Here is a 20,140-nt window from a genome sequence, read left to right as displayed (position 1 = left end):
TTGTAGCTTGAGGCTACAGGCTTCACCTGAGACGTAGAGGCTGAAGGCGGTGATAGACACTAGTCTGGTGGCGAAGCTAAGGGCTGAAAATGCAAGATTGGTTGCCTTGCTGGATGCTCATGGCATCGAATGGCGCCCGCCTGCTGAGCCAGTCAAGATAGCGATTCTCCGAGCAGAACAATCACAGCAACTCGATACTGATGGAAAGCTTGCCCTATTCCGAAGCTTGTTTCGTGGTAGGACGGACGTTTATCCCATCCGCTGGGAAAGCAAGGCAGGAAAATCAGGATACGCACCCGCTTGCGCAAACGAATGGAGGCCTGGCGTTTGTGAGAAGCCCCGAATTAAATGTGGCGACTGCGGTAACCGCCAGCTGCTTCCGCTGACCGATGAGGTGGTCTATCGCCATCTGGCGGGCGAAGTGGTCGTTGGCATCTACCCCCTACTCTCTGATGACACTTGTTATTTTTTGGCGGTCGACTTCGATGAGGCCGAATGGCGTGATGATTCCAAAGCTTTTGTGCAGTCATGCCATGAGCTGAACGTCCCGGTGGCGCTGGAAATATCGCGCTCAGGCCAAGGGGCTCATGGCTGGATTTTCTTTGAGCGTAATGTTCCTGCCTGCGATGCGCGCCGCCTCGGTGCCGCAATCATCAGTCATGCCTGTGAGCGCACTCGGCAGTTGGCGCTCAGCTCCTATGATCGACTGTTTCCAAATCAGGACTATATGCCTAAGGGCGGCTTCGGAAATCTCATCGCGCTCCCTTTGCAAAAGCGGGCCAGGGCCCAAAACAACAGCGTTTTTGTAGACGACACGCTTGAGCCTCATCCTGATCAATGGGCCTTCCTGGCATCGATTCAGCGCATGAGTCTAGAAGATATCCAGCCCGTTATTATCCAGGCGATGGGTAATCGGGACCCTCTAGGGGTCGCCTATGTCGATGACGAAGGTGATGCAGAACCTTGGAAAGATTGTGAATCGAGATCACGTAAATTGACATGCCCGTTGCCTGCTGCTGTCAACATCACGCTGGCTAACTTAATTTACTTTGAAAAGTCGGAATTGCCACAGCCATTGGCAAACCAGCTTGTCCGGCTCGCGGCCTTTCAAAATCCCGAGTTCTACAAAGCTCAGGCCATGCGCATGTCAGTGTGGAACAAGCCAAGGATTATCGGCTGTGCCCAGAACTTCCCCAAACATATTGCGTTACCACGTGGCTGTTTGGATGCTGCGCTGGAGCTTTTAGGGGAAAACGGGGTTACCCCTATTCTTAAAGACGAACGCTTCGCGGGCGACACCATCGACGTGAGTTTTCTCGGAACCCTGCGTTCTGACCAAGAGGCGGCTGTCAGCGCAATGCTAAGTCATGACACTGGTATCCTCTGCGCACCGACGGCTTTCGGTAAAACTGTCAGTGCTGCTGCGTTGATTGCCGCACGTGGCATTAACACGTTGGTGCTTGTGCATCGGACGGAACTGTTAAGGCAGTGGCAAGAGCGCTTGCAGGTGTTCTTGGGAGTCGGGAATGGTGTCGTTGGAACTCTTGGGGGCGGAAAAGCGAAGCTTACCGGCATCATCGACATTGCCGTCATGCAGTCTTTATCGCGAAAAGGCGAAATCAGCGATCAGGTAAAAAACTACGGCCAGATCATCGTTGATGAGTGTCATCACCTATCAGCGGTGTCATTCGAGGCACTACTGAGGAGCGCGACCGCGCGGTACGTGCTGGGACTCACGGCAACCCCAGTGCGCCGAGATGGGCAGCAGCCCATTATTTTCATGCAGTGCGGACCGATCCGACATTCTGCTGCTCGACCAGCGAGTGCGCCCCATGACCTCTCTGTCGTGCCTCGATTGCTGTCCAAACCAATAGTGGTCCCCGACGGCTTTGGGATTCAGGACGTTTTTCGGCATCTAGTGGACGACTCTGAGCGGACAGCCAAAATCGTCTCGGAGATTGAGCTGGCGTACAACGAGGGTAGAAAAATTCTAGTGCTAACGGAGCGAACAGAACATGTGGATGCCCTTGAATTAGAATTGAAGCAGCGCGTGCATAACCTTTTCACGCTTCATGGGCGAGTGCCTAAGAAACAGCGGATTTCCCGTATGCATGAGCTTGAGTCCCTTCCCCCTGATGCTCCACGAGTGCTGTTGGCAACAGGAAAACTAGTAGGTGAAGGCTTCGATCATCCGCCGTTGGACACGCTGGTGCTGGCAATGCCCATCTCATGGAAGGGAATCCTTCAGCAATATGCGGGGCGGTTGCATCGATCACATGCCGATAAGGCCGACGTGCGAGTGATCGACTTCGTTGACGAGGGTAATGTCGCGCTGATGAGGATGTGGGATAAGCGCCAGGCGGGTTACAAAGCGATGGGCTACCGCATGGCTGATTCCATGGCCACCATGGACCTACTCTAACTCTAACGTGGTTGACAGTTGACACATCAACGGCCCAACTCTCATAGACGAATGGCCGGCCGCTGTGGGGGCAACTCCGGCCCTTCGCCGTTAGTCACGTCAAGCAAGATCCTCAGGCGTACGAGGACCTTGAGGTAGTTTTAGAGGTAGACTTGCACAGGTCTTTAAGTATTAATCAGCTAATTCAATAACTTATTAGATCGTTCGACTCCTGGTGCCGAACCATACAAACAAAGCCCCTGCAGAAATGCAGGGGCTTTGTTGTTTATGGGTGTTTATATTTTTAGCCGCGTTTCAGCTTCAGTACAAATAGCGCCTCTCCTCCGCACACGTCGGTCTAATCGCCAGACGTCCTTATCCCACAAAGCACGGCTTTCGCCCAAAACGCCCGAACTTCCGCTTTTATGCCAAATTATGAACTGGCAATAATTATGGCGTGCCCATAAAAAATGTAATTGCATGAGCAGGGTTTCTCAGCGCACTAACCGGCGGAGTCAATGGCAACCCGGTTTCCCAGTCCAAGAGTGCTTGATGCCTCGACGCTTGGTTCCTCCGCCGCAAAGAACGGCATCGGCGTTACGCGCGCGGCTTCACCGGCCTTCATCTGACGTACAGACTCCAGTAAGTCCTGCTGGAATTGCTCCAGTTCATCGACCATCGCTGATCTCCTCGTTTTGTTGCTTAGAAAAGGTTAAGGACAAGTCATGACCGACAAAACGCATGGCGCGAAATCCTGAGAAATTTGTTGTAACGACAAGCAAGCAAAGCCACTACTGGCCACGATTGCGCGCCTGGTACTCCCCAAGCTACCGTCAAACCCGTCGCTGCCAATTCAGCGACCGGGCCTGATAACCCGGGTAAGATACAGGCGCACCAGCGCCCCAACTCACGTTTGCCGGCGCATTTTTTGTGTCTGCATTACCGTGCAATGGCGGCTGTGCGTGGGAGACCTTCGGGTCTGCCGGGTTCCTGTATCTCCGGTTTATCAGCCCGCGCATAGCTGCCACCCATTCGTCTGATAACGAATAGGCAGCTCTCATTTGATACAGGGAGTTCACAAATGAAAGCCATTGCCCCGTCAGCACACCGGTCACTTCACGCCCGCCCAGCTCGAACGGCAGGTGAAGCGAAATGACCCATTCTCAAGATCTGAAAACCCTCGGCCTCACCCACTTTTCCTTCCACTCCAATCAAGCGATGTTCCGCACCAATCGTGGTGTACCGGTAATCGCCGCCCTTTCCCACGCCTCGCACTTGCTTCACATTTCACGACTGCTCACTGCGGACACTTCAGTTTCTCGCGACCCTGATCTTCACGCTTACGCCTCTCAGTATTTGCAGGAATTGAGCAAAGCGCTGATCGATGATGTGGTGAAAGTGATGGATGCGCCGCCGGACAAGCCGTTGATGTAAACGCCGGTTTCAGGCCCTCGCCGATGCGAGGGCTTTTTGCGTTTCAGACCTGACTGATCTCAAGCACAAACGAAATCTTCTGCTGACTCGCGCTCCACACATAACGCAGATGCTTGCCCTGCTTCGGAATCGATACCGCTGGCGGCCGAAACGCGGCGACGCATTCGTGGCCCGGCAGGCGAACGCTGTTGTAGAGCAGTCCCCACGATTCGGTTTCGCGCAGTTGCCGGGCGAATAGCTGAGAGGGCCCGTAAGCCTCCGGATCCGGATTGTGCAGTTCGGGATGATCGTGGCGGATATCGTGCAGCGGTTTAACCACCCGATTAACGTAAGTCCGCATGGTCAACTCAAGATCCGCTTCTTGGGTCGCCGCAAGAAATCGCTCCTGGTGATAACAGGTCTCGGCGATGGCAGCAGTCTGGCTGCTCGCAGCGTAGTAAACGCCGAAGGTGCCATCGCAGAAACGACTGCGTTTGCCGATGTGGGTGAAAGCGGCCATCACCGGAGTCGAGCCGGGGCCGGAGAGTCGATCTTCGGGACGCACTCGGGCGAGAACCCCGGCCTGTTCGATCAGGCGATCGTTGGTCAGCGCTTCCAGCGCGTAGGCAACTTCCAGGTCTTCGGGATCGAGCACGTCTTCGAACAGCGCAATCGGCGGAAAGCTGCTGTTGACGATCCGGTAGGCTCGCGGCCATTGCACATCAACCAAATCGGGCACTTTCAACCGCGCACCCCGTCGAGGTAGCGACGCACATCGGCGATATCGACCACTCGACCCGCCAGCATGTAATCCAGCGCCGTTTGGCCATTGAATGGCGCTGCCGTGTTCGGACTACTGACCCACGTGTAGGCACGCTCACGGCTGTTGCTGAAGATGATGCTCAACGCCTTGTGAATGCCCATCAGGTAGGAGATCCGCTCAAGGGTGTCGTTAGGCAGACGGATGTTCGGCAGGTGTTTGTATTTGTAGAACGTTGTGTTGCCAACGCCGCCGAGTAATGTGCGTTGCTGCTCGGCGCTACAGCCCCAGTGCTCCATGAGGTTGAAAAAGAACTTCAGCGCGACGCGGCCGGCTTCGGGGGCGTCTAGTTGTTCGCGTGGGGTGAGGGCTGGGGATGAGGTAGTCATTGAGCCTCTCCAGATTTGTCTTGCTTTGATACTAGTACATATACGAATAAATCGATAAAAAAGCTCCGTAAGCGTATTACTGGTTACCACATTCCCCATTGATTGGGATTCGGATATGACCGGATTTGAGCATTTCGTCGACCGAATCGAACCGCTGCCGAATAGTTCGTGCTTCCAACATGGCTTGGGCAGTCTTGTCCGTAGGAATTCGTGCAATGGACGGCTGCTCTTGGATTTCAATAACGTCGTGAAGCCTGTTGCCAACTTGGCACTCCATATCGGCCGCTTCTTGTGATGCGATCACTTCGCTTACCTCACTCAGAACTGTAGCCACAGAGACTCGATGTCTCGACGCTGCCACTTCATCTGCTTTAACAAGTCGCCGCTATCAGCTCGGTCGCAAGTTCGCCTAGGATGCATCCACGTATTTCGCAGGCCAAAACCACTAACGTTGTCAGCCATTTCCCCGTGAAAAATCACCCCCACGCACCAAAACCACGCACTTTTTTTGACCCCCATCACCCCCACGTCACCAAAAACCCCGATCCTGTGTCAGCCTCCAGCCATCGGCGGAGACATCGATTCGCTACTAAACCCGCGACAACTATGCTCAGGTACAGGAATATAGCCAGCATATGGCGCCTGACCGGCAGTCTCGTAAACAACAATACCCAGCCCACTTCAGAGGGCATTACCCATGGATAGCAGAACCTTACGCAACCTCATGCGCATCGTGCAGACCGGCTCGTTGTCGGCCGCAGCCGAGCATTCGTGCCTGACTGTGCAGGCCTTGGCCGCACAGTTGAACAAGGTCGAAGAGCAGTTCGGTTTCCGCTTGTTTCGACGTTCCAACAAAGGGCTGACGCTGACGCCGCAAGGCACCGAGCTCACGCCTTATATGGACAAAGTGCTGATTGCCACGCGACAGATGGAAGAAAAGGTCGAGGCGCTGAAAGTGCCGGGGCAGCGGACGTTGAAGGTTGCGTTGAACAACACCTTATCAACTGACTTCAACCGGCGAATGATCGGCCGCCTGATCGAGGTGTTTCCCGATTATCAGATGGAATTCAGCTACGCCGAGTCGATGGAAAACCTCAGCAAGCTGAAGAATGAAGACTTCGACCTGGCGGTGCTGATCGGCCCGCAACGGCCGGGACTGCCGAGCATCGTCCTGCCCGATGTGCAGGTGCAAGTGGTCGGCGCGCACTGTGGCCAGGAAAACGATCCGCTGACATTGCTGGGCAATAAGTTTCAGGTACGTCCTGCGGAAGATTGTCCTTATTCCCACAGCTTTTTGCGTTTTCTCGACGCAGGGCTGGGCAATCACGAGAACGGCCAGCGCATGGTCTATTCGTGCAGTGAAACGTTGACGCTGTCGCTCATCACGCAGATGGACGCAGTCGGCATGGTCTCGCGGGAGGCCGCGCAGAAGAACGGCCTGACGATTTTCCCCGGTTTCGAGGATTTCCTCGAAGTGCGCCTGGCGGTGAACAATCCGGAGTTGTCGAACCAGGCGCTCAGCGACGTTGTTGACCTGCCGTTACATGAACGAGCCGAGCGCAATGTACGCAGCCGTCCCAACCGCCACACTGAGAAAGAGGTTTTTGCTGAAATACGCACATAACAACGTCGGAATCGCGGCATAAAATTCCGGGCGATCGAGCTGTATGTGCTGATCCTTGATCAACAAGGGTGTCAGGCTGATCGCAGCGACGATCGCCACCGGCAGGTATTCCAGCGCCCGCGCAACAAACGGCGGCCAGTGCTCGGTATTCACTTGCAGTGGCAAGGCGCGCGGCAGAAAGGTCACGGCCATCATCAGCGCGACCACCAGAATCAGGAACGTTTGGTCAGGCATACACCCACTCCGCAGCCCACAAACGTGGCGATAAACACATTGAACGGCGAACTGCCGACCAGGCTCAGCGCGCCCATGCACAACACGGCAGCGGCGGCAGCGATGAGTTTGTTGCGGGTGTTGCACAGCGACACCAGCACGTAGAGCATCATCGCCGTCAGGGCGTAATCGAGCTGATATTTGATCAGGTGCGCCGCGTACTGTGCGCAGACCGCGCCCAACAATCCGCCGAGCACCCATGAGGTGTGGCAGAACAAGTTGAAGCCGATCAGGTAACGCACGTTGACCGGCGCACCCGTGCCGAGTTTAACGCTGTGGAAAGCGAAGGATTCGTCAGTCAGGCCACCGGCGTATGCCCAACGCTCCATGCGGCTCAAACCGAGTGCACGTAGCGCCTTGGCCATATAAACCGACATCAACATGTGTCGCGCGTTGATCAGGAATGTGGTCAGTACGATGGTGGTCAGCGATGCACCGCTGGAGATCAGCGCCAGCGCGGCGAATTGCGAAGCGCCGGCATACACGAACAGACACATCGCCACCGGCAGCCACATCGGCAGGCCGGCGTTGACAGCCATTAGCCCGAACACGAATGACACCGTGAAGTAGCCGGCGATAACCGGGCTGGCTTCGGCAAACGTGCGCGATGGCTGATGGGCAGCCATCAGCGGCGCACTGCCGGACGTTTCATTCATAGATCCCTCTCAAATGTCCGTTCGCCATGGGGCTCGCAAAAACCCTGGGCAGTCCAAAAACGCTTGCCCGCGAGGTTAGCATCGTCGACGAACAGAAACATCCGTAACACCCCGACCCGTTTCATATCGGACGACGCCGCTTCAACCAGCCGTTGACCGACGCCCTGGCTACGATAGCGCGGGCTGACGGCCAAATGATTGATCGTGCCGCGACTGCCGAGCATGCCACCCAACACCGCGCCGACGATTTCGCCGGCGACGTCGAAGGCGAGATAGGCCGTGGTGGTCTTCTGGATCAGCACGCCGCGCAGGCACTTGGCATCCTGCCATTCGCAGAAGGACACTTCGTCGAACTGGCGGAAGAAGCGCTCCATGCGCTGCGCATCCTTGGCCGTGGCGCGTCGCAGCACCACCGGCGTCGAGCACTCGACGCCGTCGATTGGGGTGATCTGATTAGCGAACAATGTCGAAAGCGGTCCCGGGCCGCGAGAAGGAAATCGCCAGAATCTGCCGGTACGCCATGGCATGGGTGTGCGTGTTGCGCGCCGGGGTCACGTAGTGGCGCATGTCGCGATCGAGGAAGTAGGTGGTGTCGAGAATTTCCTGGTAGGTGGTCGACGCCAATTGATGCTCGTGGATGTCGTACAGACGACTCTCCGCGCCCTCAACATTATTGCGGCCCCAGAAGTGCACACCGCTGAACGGATAGCCGTCGCAGTGAATCCCTTCAGGAGTAATTTCAAGTTGTTTGCCGGGTTTGATCTCGATGCGGATCTGATGGATCTGGCACTGCCAGATTTCATCGTGCAGCTCTTCCGGCAACACGCTTTTGTACACTTCGAAATCGGTGTCGATCAGGCTGCGCATCACCGGAGACGTAATCACTTCATCAGAGAAGTCCTGGAAGTGCCGCACCAGGCCACCGACGTAGGCGTTGTTCTCTTTCGATTGCACGTACGCGCGATGCTCAAGTTGCGTCAGCTCACGGGTTTTCGGGTTGTACTCAAAGTCGCTGTAACGACGGTAACGCATGCCGGCTTCGGCCTGACCGTAGTAACTGTCAGGCTCCATGTTTTCCCAACTTTTGGTCAGTCTGACGAAGTCGGCAAAATGACCGTAGAGATTGAAGTCACCACCCTGGACGTTGACATATTTGTCGCGCCGTAGCGATTCGCCCACTTCTCTGTTCAAAACGATCATTACCCAATTCTCCGCTGCGTTGAGCGGCCTAATCTATTAGGTGGAGAATTTGCGTCCATGAGAAAGAATTTCAGGCATTTAAAGCCCTGTTTGAAACGGCGTTTGCAGCGACTTGAAAACAACTTTTACATGACAAAAACACGGGTTTTTTCTGGTATTCATCGAAAAACCGTCGAAAAAAAACCCCGAACCAGTCGGGGTTTTTCTCATGTTTCTTACACTTGATCAGGCATCAGAAGATGTTGATCGGGTAATCCACGAATACGCGCAGTTCGTTACCGCTGACGTTGTACTCGCTGGATTTCTGCGAAACACGCAGAATCGAGCTGCGCAATTTCACGCTCAGGTCTTTGGCCGGGCCAGACTGCACGACGTATTTGAACTGGTTGAAGATCTCGCGCTCGGTGCCGCCTTCGCTGGTGGAAGTGGTGATGTTGTCGCCACGCACGTAAGCGAAGTTGTAGCTCAGGCCCGGTACGCCGAAAGCGCCGAAGTCGAGGCCGTAGCCCAATTGCCAGCTGCGTTCGTCTTCAGCGTTGAAGTCGGACCAGTAGGAGTTGGCCAGGTAGATGGTGTTACCGCCGTCGCCAACGCGATGTTGATCTTTCTGGTAACCACCGTAGGCGTAGCCCAGGTTGCTGTCGCCGGTGGAACGCTGGTGGGCCACGGTGAACGAGTGCGGGCCAGTGGCGAACGTTGCAGCCAGGCTCCAGATCTTGTTGTCGCGACCGGTCACGATGCTTTCGCCGGGAATGGTGTTTTCGCGAACGTAGGAGCTGTCGAGCTTGGTGCGGTAACCGTTGAAGTCCAGGGTCAGCGACTGATCCTTGTTGAACGGCAACACGTAGTTGGCGTTAACGTATTGTTTCTTCAATACGTCTTCGACGTCGGAAGCGTACAAAGCACCTTTGAAGTTCTCGGTAAACTGGTAGCTACCGCCCAATACGTTGATCGACTTCAGACCACCGCTGTCACGGCCTTCATCGCTCTTGCGCGATTCAGCGGTGAAACGACCGGCGTTCAGTTCCAGGCCTTTGATCTCTTTGGAAGTGATCAGGGTACCGGTGTAGCTTTCCGGCAGCAGGCGGGAGTTGTCGTAGTTCAGCACCGGCAGGGCCGGCATCTGGTCGCCGTAGGTCAACACGGTGTTGGAGAAGCGGAACTTAACTGCGGCACCGCCCTTCGCTATGTCATGGTTCGCGCGACCGTCATTTTCCTGCTTGAAGAAATCGATACCACCGGCGCCGCTGCGGCCCTTGCCGCCGTCCAGACGCAGTGCGTACAGACCGAAAGCGTCGACACCGACACCCACGGTGCCTTGGGTGAACCCGGACGAGAACGTACCGATGGCCGCTTGGCCCCACTCGGCTTTGTCTTTGTTGCCGTCTTTGTAATCACGATTGATGTAGGCGTTGCGCAGCAGCACTTTGAGGCTGCTGTCTTCAACAAAACCCTTGGACTCGGCCTGGTCGTTAGCCATGGCCTGAGTGGCACTCAACATCCCCAGTGCGATCAGACTGATTCGCTTGTTCAACATTTTGTTTTCCTTATTACGGGTTGAAACGCGCTGTGTCGAACGGCGGAAACGGCGCTATTGCACTCTTTTATTCACCCCGAAACAAAAAGGCCCGCCCACGATAATGTGATGGCGGGCCTGCTCCTTATTTTGAGTCATGGCGGTTGGCCACAGGCGTTGGGCCGAATCGTATCCGCGCCCTCAACAATGTGTCAATTTCAAGAATCGTCTTTAAATAGGTAAAAATCGTCTAAGAAACGTAAATTTTGCGCTGACTCCTTGCTGGGAAATGCATACAGCCAGTGAATCCAGTGCGTATCAGGCGCAACCATCGATAGAACAAAATGCAGAAGTTTTACCGGTTTCATCGAGCACGATTGCCTGTTTCAACCAATCGGCAAATGCCTGCGGCTTGCCCAACCAGGGACTGATGTCGATCAATTGGAATTTGCCGCTCTGTTCCAGAGCAATCGTTGGAAAGCCCTGGCCGCCCAATTGAGCCAAAAACTGGCGACTGGCTTTTATGTGCTCCTCGCTATCAACCGACTCCAACGCAACGTGGAAATCTTCCTGCGCATAACCCATCTGTATCGCCAACTCCAACAGCACGGCTGAATCGGCAATGCGTCGGCCTTCCACATAGTGCGCCGCCTGCAACCGCCCCAACAGGCGCAAACCGCCGCCGTCGATGGCTTCGGCTGCCATGACCGCAGCAATCGGTGGCGTCGAATCGAACACAGCCGAGTGATCACGCAGCAAACCGTCGAAATACGCCTCACCGAAAGGCTGGCCGGTGTACTCGGCAATGCGTCGGTCGTGGGGCATGACGTAATTGCGCAGTTGCGGGGAAACAGGTTGGCGATTGGCGCCACTCATCATGCCCCCGGCATGCGCAATCATTGGCAGCACCTGTTGCGCAGCTTCAACCAGCGGCTTGGCGCCATAACACCAGCCACACAACGGGTCGTAGATGTAATGAAGAATCATGGGAAAACTCCGGCAGAAAGTCAGGAAAATCGATAGCGGCAGATTAGCCCTCGACCCCCTGCGGAAAAACGCCGGAATGGATTTCAGTCTGTTTCGAGAATCGGTCGAATTGTCTGAGCAGTCGGATTGTGTCGAAGCTGACACAAGTTGAAACAATCGGACAAGGGAACTTATAAGGAATAATTAACGGAAGTAAATGCAAAGCATTACCATTCGCGCGTTCGAATTCCTCCATCCTTTCGGAAGCGCTGTTCAATGCCTGCCCCGTTCCGTCTTACGCCCGTCACCCTTGGGCTTTCTGCTTTTCTGTCCAGCGGTTTTGCCTGTTCCGCGACCGAATTACCCGCCACCGCGATCAGCGCCGAAGCGCAAGCCGATGACCCGCGCGTGAAGCTCAGCAGCACCGCGACCCGCACCTCGACGCCCGTGCGCTATGTGCCGCAGGCGATCGATTCGATCAAGACCTCGAACGTCGCCAACTACGGCACCAATGACATCGGCGACGCCTTGAGCGGCATGCCCAACGTCAGCAGCAGCGCCGACACCCGTTTCGACAGCCTGCGCATCCGCGGCTTCGATGCCAGCAACGACTTCTATCTGGACGGCGTCCGCGACGACAGCCAATACAAGCGCGACTTGCACAACATCGAACGTGTCGAAGTGCTCAAAGGCCCGGCCGCCGTTCTGTACGGGCGCGGCAGTCAGGGCGGGATCGTCAACCGCGTGAGCAAGATGCCGGAGTTCGGCCGTCGCTCGACCATCGAAGCGCAAGCTGGCAGCGAAGATTTGCGCAGCCTTTACGCCGACCTCAGCACCGACCCGAGCGAAAATATCAGCCTGCGCCTGAACATGGGCAACATGGATGAAAACAGCTTCCGTGACGGTGTCAGCGGTAATCGCCAATTGTTCGCACCGTCGATGAGCTGGCAACTGACACCGGATCTGAACTGGCTGGTGCAGTACGAATACAGCCGCTACAACCGCACGCCAGATCGCGGCATTCCCGGCGTTAACGGGCGCCCGGCCGATGTCGGTCGCGACACGACCTACGGCAACGATCACGATTTCATCGATGACAAGTCGCAGTCCTTGCGCTCAAAACTCACCTACGAAATCAACGACAACTGGCAACTGCGCCAGACCCTCGGTGTGTTCAAGCTCGACAGCGATTTCGACAACACCTACCTCACCGGTTACACACCAGCGACCAACAAGGTCACGCGCCAGCACTGGCAGCAGGATCTGACCACCCGCAACGTCTATAACAACGTTGAACTCGAGGGCGGATTCGATACCTTCGGCCTGGAACATCGTCTGCTCACTGGCGTCGAGATCGGCAGTCAGCGCCGCGATCCGACGCTGTCCAACGCCGCCACCGGCAGAACCCCGGGCGCGCAGCCCGTGCCGGCGCTCGACCTCTTCAATCCAAATCGCGATCTGCGCCACACCGGCAGCATGCAGGTCTCGAGCAGCAGCCACACCGAAGTCGAAAGTCGCGCGGTCTACGTGCAGGACCAACTGCGCCTGAACGATCAATGGCAACTGCTGGGCGGCCTGCGCTACGACACCTTCGATATCGAGTCGACCAACAAGCTGCGCAACATCTCCGAAGACCGTGACAGCCACAGCACCAGCCCGCGCGTCGGCCTGGTCTGGACGCCGCTGCAGAACCATTCGTTCTACGCTTCGTGGTCGAAAACGTTTTCGCCAGTCGGCGGCGGCTTGATCGGCATCACCCCAGGCGCGGCCGGCAACACCAACGACCTCAGCCCCGAACTGACCAAACAGAAAGAAATCGGCGTGAAGAGCGACTGGTTCGACGATCGCTTGAGCACTACGCTGGCGATCTATGACCTGGAACTCTACAACCGCCGCACCACTGATCCAAACGACCCGACCCTGACCGTGATGTCCGGCCTGCAGCGCTCTCGCGGGATCGAGTTGACCGCCACCGGTAACATCGTCGGCAACTGGTACATGCGCGGTGGCGTCGGCATGCAGGATGCGACCATCGAGAAGGACAACAACGGCCTCGAAGGCAAGCGCATCAACAACGTCGCCAAACGCAACGGCAGCCTGTTCCTGACCTGGAAACCGGAGATGGGCTGGTATGGCGAAACCGGTCTGACCCTGGTTGGCCAACGCTATGCCGATAACGCCAACACCACTGTGTTGCCGGGTTATGGCCGCTGGGATGCGCTGGTCGGTTACCGCTTCAAGGACTGGGATTTGCGCGCGGCGCTGAACAACATCACCGATCGCGAGTATTACGCGTCGGCGACCAGCCAGTATCAGATCCAGCCAGGCGCGCCGCGCAGCGTCGTGATGACCGGCACCTATTCCTTCTGATTCAACGCAGAACCTGTAGGAGTGAGCCTGCTCGCGATAGCGGTGTGTCAGTTGATATTGATGTCGACTGACACACCGCTATCGCGAGCAGGCTCACTCCTACATTGGATTTTGTATGGTGCATAAAAAAGCGCCGCCATCCCGGCAGCGCTTTCACCAATCCCTGTTGTTCTTCTTATCCTTCCATCACAGCCCACAACGCATCCAGTTCGGCCTCGCTGAACAGGCCAGCGGGGTAACGCTCGATCATCGTCCGGCGCGGATCAGGTTCCCTGATCTGACGCGTTCCATTGGACTTCAACCAGTGCGCGACAATCTGGAGCGATTCGCCGTTAACGGCCATGGGGTGCAACGTCCGCTCGCTGACTACGTTCACTTCGGCGTTCATTTCAGCGCTCTCTCCCCGTTCATGAGCGGCTAACTTATCCAAGGTTTATGACAGAACTGTTGAAGTTCTCCCCCCTCCCTAGTGCACGGGTGATGAATACAAGAGCTATGCCAATGTTTCTCGGTTGTCGACAAGCGGATACAAAGAAGCCCGCCGTCCTCTCGGGCTGCGGGCCTCGGTTGATGCATAGCGAGCTAATCATTGCCCGGCTGATTTGGTAATCAACTCAAGCTGTTACGACTCAACTCACTCTTTGTGCGGCGCGGGTTGCTGTTGGGTAAGGCAGTGGATATTGCCGCCACCCAGTAACAGTTCGCGGCCCGGCACCATCACCACTTCGTGCTGCGGGAACAGCTTCTGCAGAATCTCTTTCGCCGGAGCGTCCATTGGATCGTCGAAGCTCGGCGCGATGATGCCGCCGTTGACGATCAGGAAGTTCACGTAGGAACCGGCCAGGCGCACGGACGGGTTGCGCTCTTGCGTGCCGTCCACCGGATCGACACCGGCGCACTCTTCTTCAGTCGCGTACAGCGGCCCCGGAATCGGCATTTTGTGCACCGTGAACGGGCGACCCTTGGCGTCGGTGCTGCTTTGCAGCACGTTCATCGCAGCTTGGCAGCGCGGGTAGTTCGGATCCTGCGGATCGTCGGTCCACGCCAGCAGTACTTCGCCCGGACGCACGTAGCAGCAGAAGTTATCCACATGGCCGTCGGTTTCGTCGTTGAACAAACCGTCCGGCAGCCAAATGATTTTATCCACAGACAGATTGGCGCTCAGTACCGCTTCAATCTCTTCGCGGCTCAGGTGCGGGTTGCGATTGCGGTTGAGCAGGCATTCTTCGGTGGTGATCAGCGTGCCTTCGCCGTCGACATGAATCGAACCGCCTTCAAGCACGAAACCTTCAGTGCGGTAACGCGGGCTGCGCTCGATCTCGAGGATCTTGCCGCCGACCTGCGAATCGCGATTCCACGGCGAATACAGACCGCCGTCGAAGCCGCCCCAGGCGTTGAAGTCCCAGTTCACACCGCGCACTTCGCCGCTGTTGTTGATGACGAAAGTCGGGCCGCTGTCGCGTACCCAAGCGTCATTGCTGGACATCTCGACCACGCGGATATTCGGCACGTCGAGGCGCGCGCGGGCGTTTTCATACTGGCCCGCGGACACGGCCACGGTGACCGGTTCAAAACGCGCGATGGCCTTGGCCACCGCAGCATGTGCGGCTTGCGCCGGTTTGCCGCCCAGACGCCAATTGTCCGGGCGCTCGGGCCAGATCATCCAGGTCTGCGTTTGCGGCGCCCACTCGGCCGGCATGTGAAAGCCGTCGGCGCGCGGGGTACTTTTCAAGGTGGTCATCGGGATCAGGACTCCAGGGAACCGTCGAGGGTTTTCAACGCGCCGTACAGGTTCGGACGGCGGTCACGGAATGAACCCCACGCGCTGCGAATGTGTTCGAGCTCGTCGAGGTTGAAAGTGTGCACAAGAATACCTTCTTCGGTTTTATTCAGCTCCTGCACTTTTTCGCCGAACTGATTGGCGATGAACGAAGAGCCGTAGAACGTGATGTCGTAGCCGTCCTGTTCTTCGTTGCCGATACGATTGCTGGCGATCAGCGGCATCAGGTTGGCGCCGGCATGGCCCTGCTGCACGCGCTGCCAGTGATCGCGCGACGAGATGGTCTTGTCGTGCGGTTCGCTGCCGATCGCGGTCGGGTAAAACAGGACTTCCGCACCTTGCAGCGCCATGCTGCGTGCGGCTTCCGGGAACCACTGATCCCAGCAGATGCCCACGCCGATCTTCGCGTAACGGGTGTTCCACACTTTGAAACCGGTGTCGCCCGGATTGAAGTAATACTTCTCGTGGTAGCCCGGGCCATCCGGGATGTGGCTTTTACGATAAATCCCGAGGTTGCTGCCGTCGGCGTCGATGATCGCGATGCTGTTGAAACGCGCACGGCCGGCCAATTCGTAGAAGCTGATCGGCAGCACCACTTGCAGCTCTTTGGCGATTTTCTGGAAATGCTTGATCGCGACGTTTTCTTCCACCGTCGTCGCCAGTTGCAGGTAGTCCGGGTTTGGCTTCTGGCAGAAGTACGGCGCCTCGAACAGCTCCTGAATCAGGATGATCTGCGCGCCTTTGGCGGCGGCTTCACGCACCAGTCTTTCAGCGATTTCGAGGTTGGCTTCCAGATCCCAGGAACAGGCCATCTGAGTGGCGGCAACGGTAACGATACGGCTCATGAATCATCTCCGGGCAAGTGCTTTGACGGTCGATAATTCGACCGAAAAGAAAAACGCGCGCACCGAACATGAAATCGCCATGCCGGAGCAATGGCGACTTTATAGCCGATAAATATCGGCTTTAGAAGCTTGGTAGATACCTTTCGTCTAAATATACCCTGTAAAGACCGATACAAATCGAATTAACAACCCAAAAATGTGGGAGCGAGCTTGCTCGCGAATACGGTGTGTCAGGAACTGAATAAGGTGACTGACACACCGCTTTCGCGAGCAAGCTCGCTCCCACAGGGGATTGGCTGCGTTTTACAGGCCCTCGGTGAGGACTCGGTCGAGCATGTCGACAAAGAAATCCACACTCTGACGCGACGTCACCATCGGCGGTTTGATCTTTAGAATGTTCAGATCATCACCGGTCGGCTGCATGAAGATCCCCAAATCACGCAAGCGATCGCACAACAGCGCGGTCTCCTCGGTCGCCGCTTCCAGCGTCTCGCGATTACGGATCAGCTCCAGCCCCAGATAAAACCCGGAACCATGCACCGCGCCCACCAGCGGATGTTTATCGATCAACGCTTCGAGTCGCGCCTTGAAATGGCCACCGACCACTTGCGCGTTCTCCCAGAGTTTTTCTTCTTCCATGACATCCAGTACCGCCATGCCGATCTGGCAACTCACCGGACTGCCGCCCGCCGAAGAGAAGAAGTAGCCCTCGGCCTCCAGCGCCTCGGCAATTTCCCGCCGCGTGATGACCGCACCCAGCGGTTGACCGTTGCCCATGCCCTTGGCCATGCAAATGATGTCCGGCACCACGCCCTGCTCTTCAAAGCCCCAGAAGAAGTGACCCATGCGCCCGTAACCGACCTGCACTTCGTCGGCGATGCACACCCCGCCCTGCGCGCGCACCAATTCGTACACCTGCTGGAGATAGCCCGGCGGCAGCGAGATGCCACCGGCATTGCCGTACACCGGCTCGCAGATGAATCCGGCCAACTGGCGCTTCTGTTCGGCGAGTTTTTCCAGATGATGCTCAACGCTGCGCACGTAGTCCGGCGCCGAATCGAGGCCACGGAATTCACCGCGATAGGTGTTTGGCGCAGGCACCGGATGCACCCAGTCCGGGCGGCTTTCCAAGGCTTTCGGGTTGTCGGCGATTGACGTCGATACCGCATCGGCACCGACCGTCCAGCCGTGATAGGCCTCAAGCACGCTGATCATGTCGCGCCCGCCGCTGTAGGCCCACGCCAGACGAATCGCCAGGTCATTGGCCTCGCTGCCGCTGTTGACCAGAAACACCCGATCCATGCCCTCCGGCGCCAGTTTCAGCAAGCGCTCGGAAAACTCTGCCACCGCCGCATAGTTGAACCGCGAATTGGTGTTGAGCAACGACCACTGGCGCGCCGCGACTGCCGCCATGCGCGGGTGACCGTGACCGAGTACCGCCACGTTGTTGAGCATGTCCAGATAGGAGCGGCCCTGCATGTCGATCAGGTGGTTGCGCCAGCCGCGTTCGATGCGCGGCGGATCGACGTAATAGTGTTTTTGGGTGCGGGCGAAACTGGCATCGCGACGTTCGAGCAGGGTTTTCGCGTCCAGCTCCGGCTCCGCGTCGCACGCCAGTCCCAGCAATGCCGCCGGCGACGGACACAGCGCCTGCCATGCGACTACGCGGGAGGGCGTGCAGAACAACGGCGCATCCAGCTGCGCGCCTCGACACAACTGCACGCGTAACGGTCCGCTGACTGCGCCCAGCACCTGACCTTTGACCAGCGCCGCGCCGCTGTGCAGCGAAGGTGTCACGCCCCACAGGCGAACGCTGAGTTGCGGACCATCAAGTCTCAGCGCACCATCAGCCGCTTGATGCACTACACCCGCGAACGGCGACTCCACAGCAGTGCCATTCGGCACACGCAATTCGACATGCAACGGGAAGGTGTCCGGCTCAACAGCGCTGTCCGGACACGTGCGCGACAAACGGTACTGACCATAACGGCTTGCCGCCAAGCCATGGGCAGCCGCCGCTTCGTTCAACAGGCGCTGATCGATGCCCTCCTGCTCCCAATTACCGGCCTCGAAATGCGGACTCAGGACGCCGAGATCGATCAGCGCAAACTCACGCCCGACCAGACCGGGCAGCAAGGGCACAAATCCTTCGCTGTCGATAGCCGGCAAAGCATGACCGACGGTCGTGAGGATCGCCGCTTCCATCAGTGCCTGCGGCACCGAAGTGGCCACGCGGAAGATCTCCCACTCATGGCTGAGATTATCGCGGCTGTAAGTATTCGCAGGGTCGATGCTGACCTGTTGCTCGCCACTGAGCACCAACACCGCCGCACGCGCAACGATCAACGGCCACAGGGCCTGTAGTTCTTCATGTTGCAACGGATTGATCGCGTGATACGCCTGCACCGCCGGCAGAATGACAAACGGATCGCCGCCCGCGTGATGCAACAACGCTGCGCAGGTCACCGACAAATCGGTGATGCGCCACGTGCGCACCAGATCGCCGAAGTCGATCACCCCCTGCAACTGCCAGTGACGCTGGGCATCGCGCGCCCAAACGGCATTGTCATCGGTGATGTCCATGTGAATCGCTTGCACCGGCAGCTTGTCCACAAGTGGCTGTAACCGGCGCTCGGCTTGTTCGGCCGCATCGGCAATCAATGTGCGCTGCTGCTCGTCCTTGATCACTGGCAGAAGGTGGCTGATCAGTGCGCTGGCATGGCGGGCATCCCACTGCAACGTGCGCTCAAGGCCCGGATGATCGAACCCGGCCAGCGCCAGATCCATCTCACCGCAGAGCCGGCCAAACCCCGCCACCACGTCACGACCCAAGTGATCGAGATGCGTGAGCGGCTGCCCCTCGATGTAATCCAGCAGCCGCACATGAACGGCTTCGCCCCCAACCTCCAGTGACAGCAGGTCTTCGCCGTTATTGGCCGCAATCACCCGCGGCACCGTCACCGCCGAGTGCTCGGCCAGATAATTGAGCCCGGCATGCTGGGCTTGCAGCTCCACCAAGGCGTAATCGCCACGGCAGATTTTCAACACAAACCGCCCACGCGGGCTGTCGACGCGGTAATTGAGATCCTGCTGACTGCCAAGAGCCTGCAACGTGCCGCTGAGCCCGTAATGCTCCGCCAGCCATTGCCGGGCCTGCTCGGCAGACACCTGCGGGCTGGGCAAACTGGCGCGATGAATCAACGTGGCGAGCGGCATGAAACGACCCCTGAAATTTTATTAGGCGCCTATATCGCCATTGCTGCGCAGGATCCGCAACCCCCAACCGCGTAAAGGCATCCGGGCTATTTGTCTTCCGGCACTCGCACCCTTTGGCACTTTGCGCAAGAATGACGACCATTCACACCAGCCTATGGAAGTCCCCATGAATGTAATCACCACCGACCTGCCCGGTGTCCTGATCATCGAACCGAAGGTGTTTGGTGACGAGCGCGGTTTTTTCTACGAGAGCTTCAATGCCAAGTCGTTCCAGGACGCCACCGGTCTCGACACGCAATTCGTCCAGGACAACCACTCGCGCTCGCAAAAAGGCGTGTTGCGGGGCCTGCATTACCAACTGCAAAACACCCAGGGCAAACTGGTGCGTGTGACGGTTGGCGAAGTATTGGATGTGGCGGTGGACATTCGCCGCAGCTCGCCGCACTTCGGCAAATCGGTGGCGGTGCGTCTGTCGGCTGAAAACCATCGTCAACTGTGGGTGCCGGAAGGTTTTGCTCATGGTTTCGTGGTGCTGAGCGAGTTCGCCGAATTCCTCTACAAGACCACCAACTACTACGATCCATCGTCCGAGCGCAGCATTCGCTGGGATGACCCAGCTCTGGGCATCGACTGGCAGCTGGACGAAGCGCCGAAGCTGTCCGCCAAGGATCAAGCCGCAGCGTTGCTCAAGGACGCTGACGTCTTCGCCTGAGCCTAGGCATAATGCGCCT

Annotated in this window: 17 protein-coding genes and 1 pseudogene; 5 read left to right on the top strand and 13 right to left on the bottom strand. The window is 57.4% G+C overall.

The annotated features are described in order from the left end of the window. Positions 1-49 precede the first annotated feature (49 nt). Positions 50-2,422, top strand: a complete 2,373-nt coding sequence (locus ACWR1S_RS15315; protein WP_454564084.1) for a TOTE conflict system archaeo-eukaryotic primase domain-containing protein — start codon at positions 50-52, stop codon at positions 2,420-2,422. A gap of 547 nt (positions 2,423-2,969) precedes the next feature. Here ACWR1S_RS15315 and ACWR1S_RS15310 read toward each other — a convergent pair. Next, a pseudogene (locus tag ACWR1S_RS15310) lies at positions 2,970-3,080 on the bottom strand (helix-turn-helix domain-containing protein); the annotation flags it as partial. 473 nt (positions 3,081-3,553) lie between these two features. Between ACWR1S_RS15310 and ACWR1S_RS15305 the strand changes: the two are divergent. Beyond that, positions 3,554-3,835 (top strand): DUF3077 domain-containing protein, encoded by a 282-nt coding sequence (locus tag ACWR1S_RS15305; protein ID WP_064388945.1) that lies wholly within the window; start codon positions 3,554-3,556, stop codon positions 3,833-3,835. Between the two features lie 43 nt (positions 3,836-3,878). Here the strand turns inward: ACWR1S_RS15305 and ACWR1S_RS15300 are convergent, their stop codons facing one another. Together ACWR1S_RS15300 and ACWR1S_RS15295 are read right to left on the bottom strand one after the other, a co-directional pair. Further along, positions 3,879-4,544, bottom strand: a complete 666-nt coding sequence (locus ACWR1S_RS15300) for an RES family NAD+ phosphorylase (RefSeq protein ID WP_454564112.1) — start codon at positions 4,542-4,544, stop codon at positions 3,879-3,881. An 11-nt stretch (positions 4,545-4,555) separates the two neighbouring features. Then, a complete protein-coding gene (locus tag ACWR1S_RS15295) occupies positions 4,556-4,963 on the bottom strand; it encodes an MbcA/ParS/Xre antitoxin family protein (protein ID WP_454564083.1) in 408 nt (135 codons plus the stop codon). A gap of 697 nt (positions 4,964-5,660) precedes the next feature. On the opposite strand from ACWR1S_RS15295, the gene ACWR1S_RS15290 reads away from it, so the two are divergent. Beyond that, entirely contained in the window at positions 5,661-6,587 is a 927-nt protein-coding gene (locus ACWR1S_RS15290) for a LysR family transcriptional regulator (protein ID WP_007909129.1), read from the top strand. Here the strand turns inward: ACWR1S_RS15290 and ACWR1S_RS15285 are convergent. The 6 genes from ACWR1S_RS15285 to ACWR1S_RS15260 all read right to left on the bottom strand — a co-directional run bounded on the left by ACWR1S_RS15285 (position 6,504) and on the right by ACWR1S_RS15260 (position 11,219). Further along, on the bottom strand, positions 6,504-6,821 hold the full coding sequence (locus tag ACWR1S_RS15285) for an AzlD domain-containing protein (protein WP_007952614.1): 318 nt from the start codon (positions 6,819-6,821) through the stop codon (positions 6,504-6,506). The two genes, ACWR1S_RS15290 and ACWR1S_RS15285, sit on opposite strands and share 84 nt — an antisense overlap. After that, positions 6,800-7,516: an AzlC family ABC transporter permease gene (locus ACWR1S_RS15280; protein ID WP_454564082.1), complete on the bottom strand. Its 717-nt coding sequence runs from the start codon at positions 7,514-7,516 to the stop codon at positions 6,800-6,802. Before ACWR1S_RS15280 ends, ACWR1S_RS15285 begins: the two co-directional genes overlap by 22 nt. Then, positions 7,513-7,890, bottom strand: a complete 378-nt coding sequence (locus ACWR1S_RS15275) for a GNAT family N-acetyltransferase (protein WP_008080517.1) — start codon at positions 7,888-7,890, stop codon at positions 7,513-7,515. Before ACWR1S_RS15275 ends, ACWR1S_RS15280 begins: the two co-directional genes overlap by 4 nt. Before the next feature lie 79 nt (positions 7,891-7,969). Then, positions 7,970-8,716 (bottom strand): 2OG-Fe dioxygenase family protein, encoded by a 747-nt coding sequence (locus ACWR1S_RS15270; RefSeq protein WP_123592948.1) that lies wholly within the window; start codon positions 8,714-8,716, stop codon positions 7,970-7,972. A gap of 232 nt (positions 8,717-8,948) precedes the next feature. Beyond that, positions 8,949-10,253 (bottom strand): OprD family porin, encoded by a 1,305-nt coding sequence (locus ACWR1S_RS15265; protein WP_077570275.1) that lies wholly within the window; start codon positions 10,251-10,253, stop codon positions 8,949-8,951. A 297-nt stretch (positions 10,254-10,550) separates the two neighbouring features. Continuing rightward, positions 10,551-11,219, bottom strand: a complete 669-nt coding sequence (locus ACWR1S_RS15260) for a DsbA family protein (RefSeq protein ID WP_454564081.1) — start codon at positions 11,217-11,219, stop codon at positions 10,551-10,553. A 255-nt stretch (positions 11,220-11,474) separates the two neighbouring features. Between ACWR1S_RS15260 and ACWR1S_RS15255 the strand changes: the two genes are divergently transcribed. After that, positions 11,475-13,568, top strand: coding sequence for a TonB-dependent receptor (locus ACWR1S_RS15255; protein WP_454564080.1), 2,094 nt, complete (start codon positions 11,475-11,477; stop codon positions 13,566-13,568). A 175-nt stretch (positions 13,569-13,743) separates the two neighbouring features. On the opposite strand, the gene ACWR1S_RS15250 is transcribed toward ACWR1S_RS15255, so the two are convergent. The 4 genes from ACWR1S_RS15250 to ACWR1S_RS15235 all read right to left on the bottom strand — a co-directional run bounded on the left by ACWR1S_RS15250 (position 13,744) and on the right by ACWR1S_RS15235 (position 19,409). After that, positions 13,744-13,956 (bottom strand): hypothetical protein, encoded by a 213-nt coding sequence (locus ACWR1S_RS15250; RefSeq protein ID WP_007909115.1) that lies wholly within the window; start codon positions 13,954-13,956, stop codon positions 13,744-13,746. Positions 13,957-14,202: 246 nt separating this feature from the next. After that, the gene (aguA, locus tag ACWR1S_RS15245) at positions 14,203-15,309 is read right to left on the bottom strand and encodes an agmatine deiminase (RefSeq protein WP_454564079.1); all 1,107 of its coding nucleotides are present in this window, start codon (positions 15,307-15,309) and stop codon (positions 14,203-14,205) included. A gap of 5 nt (positions 15,310-15,314) precedes the next feature. After that, the gene (gene aguB, locus ACWR1S_RS15240; protein WP_454564078.1) at positions 15,315-16,193 is read right to left on the bottom strand and encodes an N-carbamoylputrescine amidase; all 879 of its coding nucleotides are present in this window, start codon (positions 16,191-16,193) and stop codon (positions 15,315-15,317) included. A 303-nt stretch (positions 16,194-16,496) separates the two neighbouring features. Next, positions 16,497-19,409: an aminotransferase gene (locus tag ACWR1S_RS15235; RefSeq protein WP_454564077.1), complete on the bottom strand. Its 2,913-nt coding sequence runs from the start codon at positions 19,407-19,409 to the stop codon at positions 16,497-16,499. A 166-nt stretch (positions 19,410-19,575) separates the two neighbouring features. Here ACWR1S_RS15235 and rfbC point away from each other — a divergent pair, with 166 nt between their 5' ends. Then, positions 19,576-20,121: a dTDP-4-dehydrorhamnose 3,5-epimerase gene (gene rfbC / locus ACWR1S_RS15230; protein ID WP_127925462.1), complete on the top strand. Its 546-nt coding sequence runs from the start codon at positions 19,576-19,578 to the stop codon at positions 20,119-20,121. The last annotated feature ends 19 nt before the right edge of the window (positions 20,122-20,140 follow it).

Source organism: Pseudomonas sp. AIG, from assembly GCF_977020205.1.
Note: the sequence above shows the minus strand (reverse complement) of the source record. Positions and strands in the feature narration are given on the sequence as shown.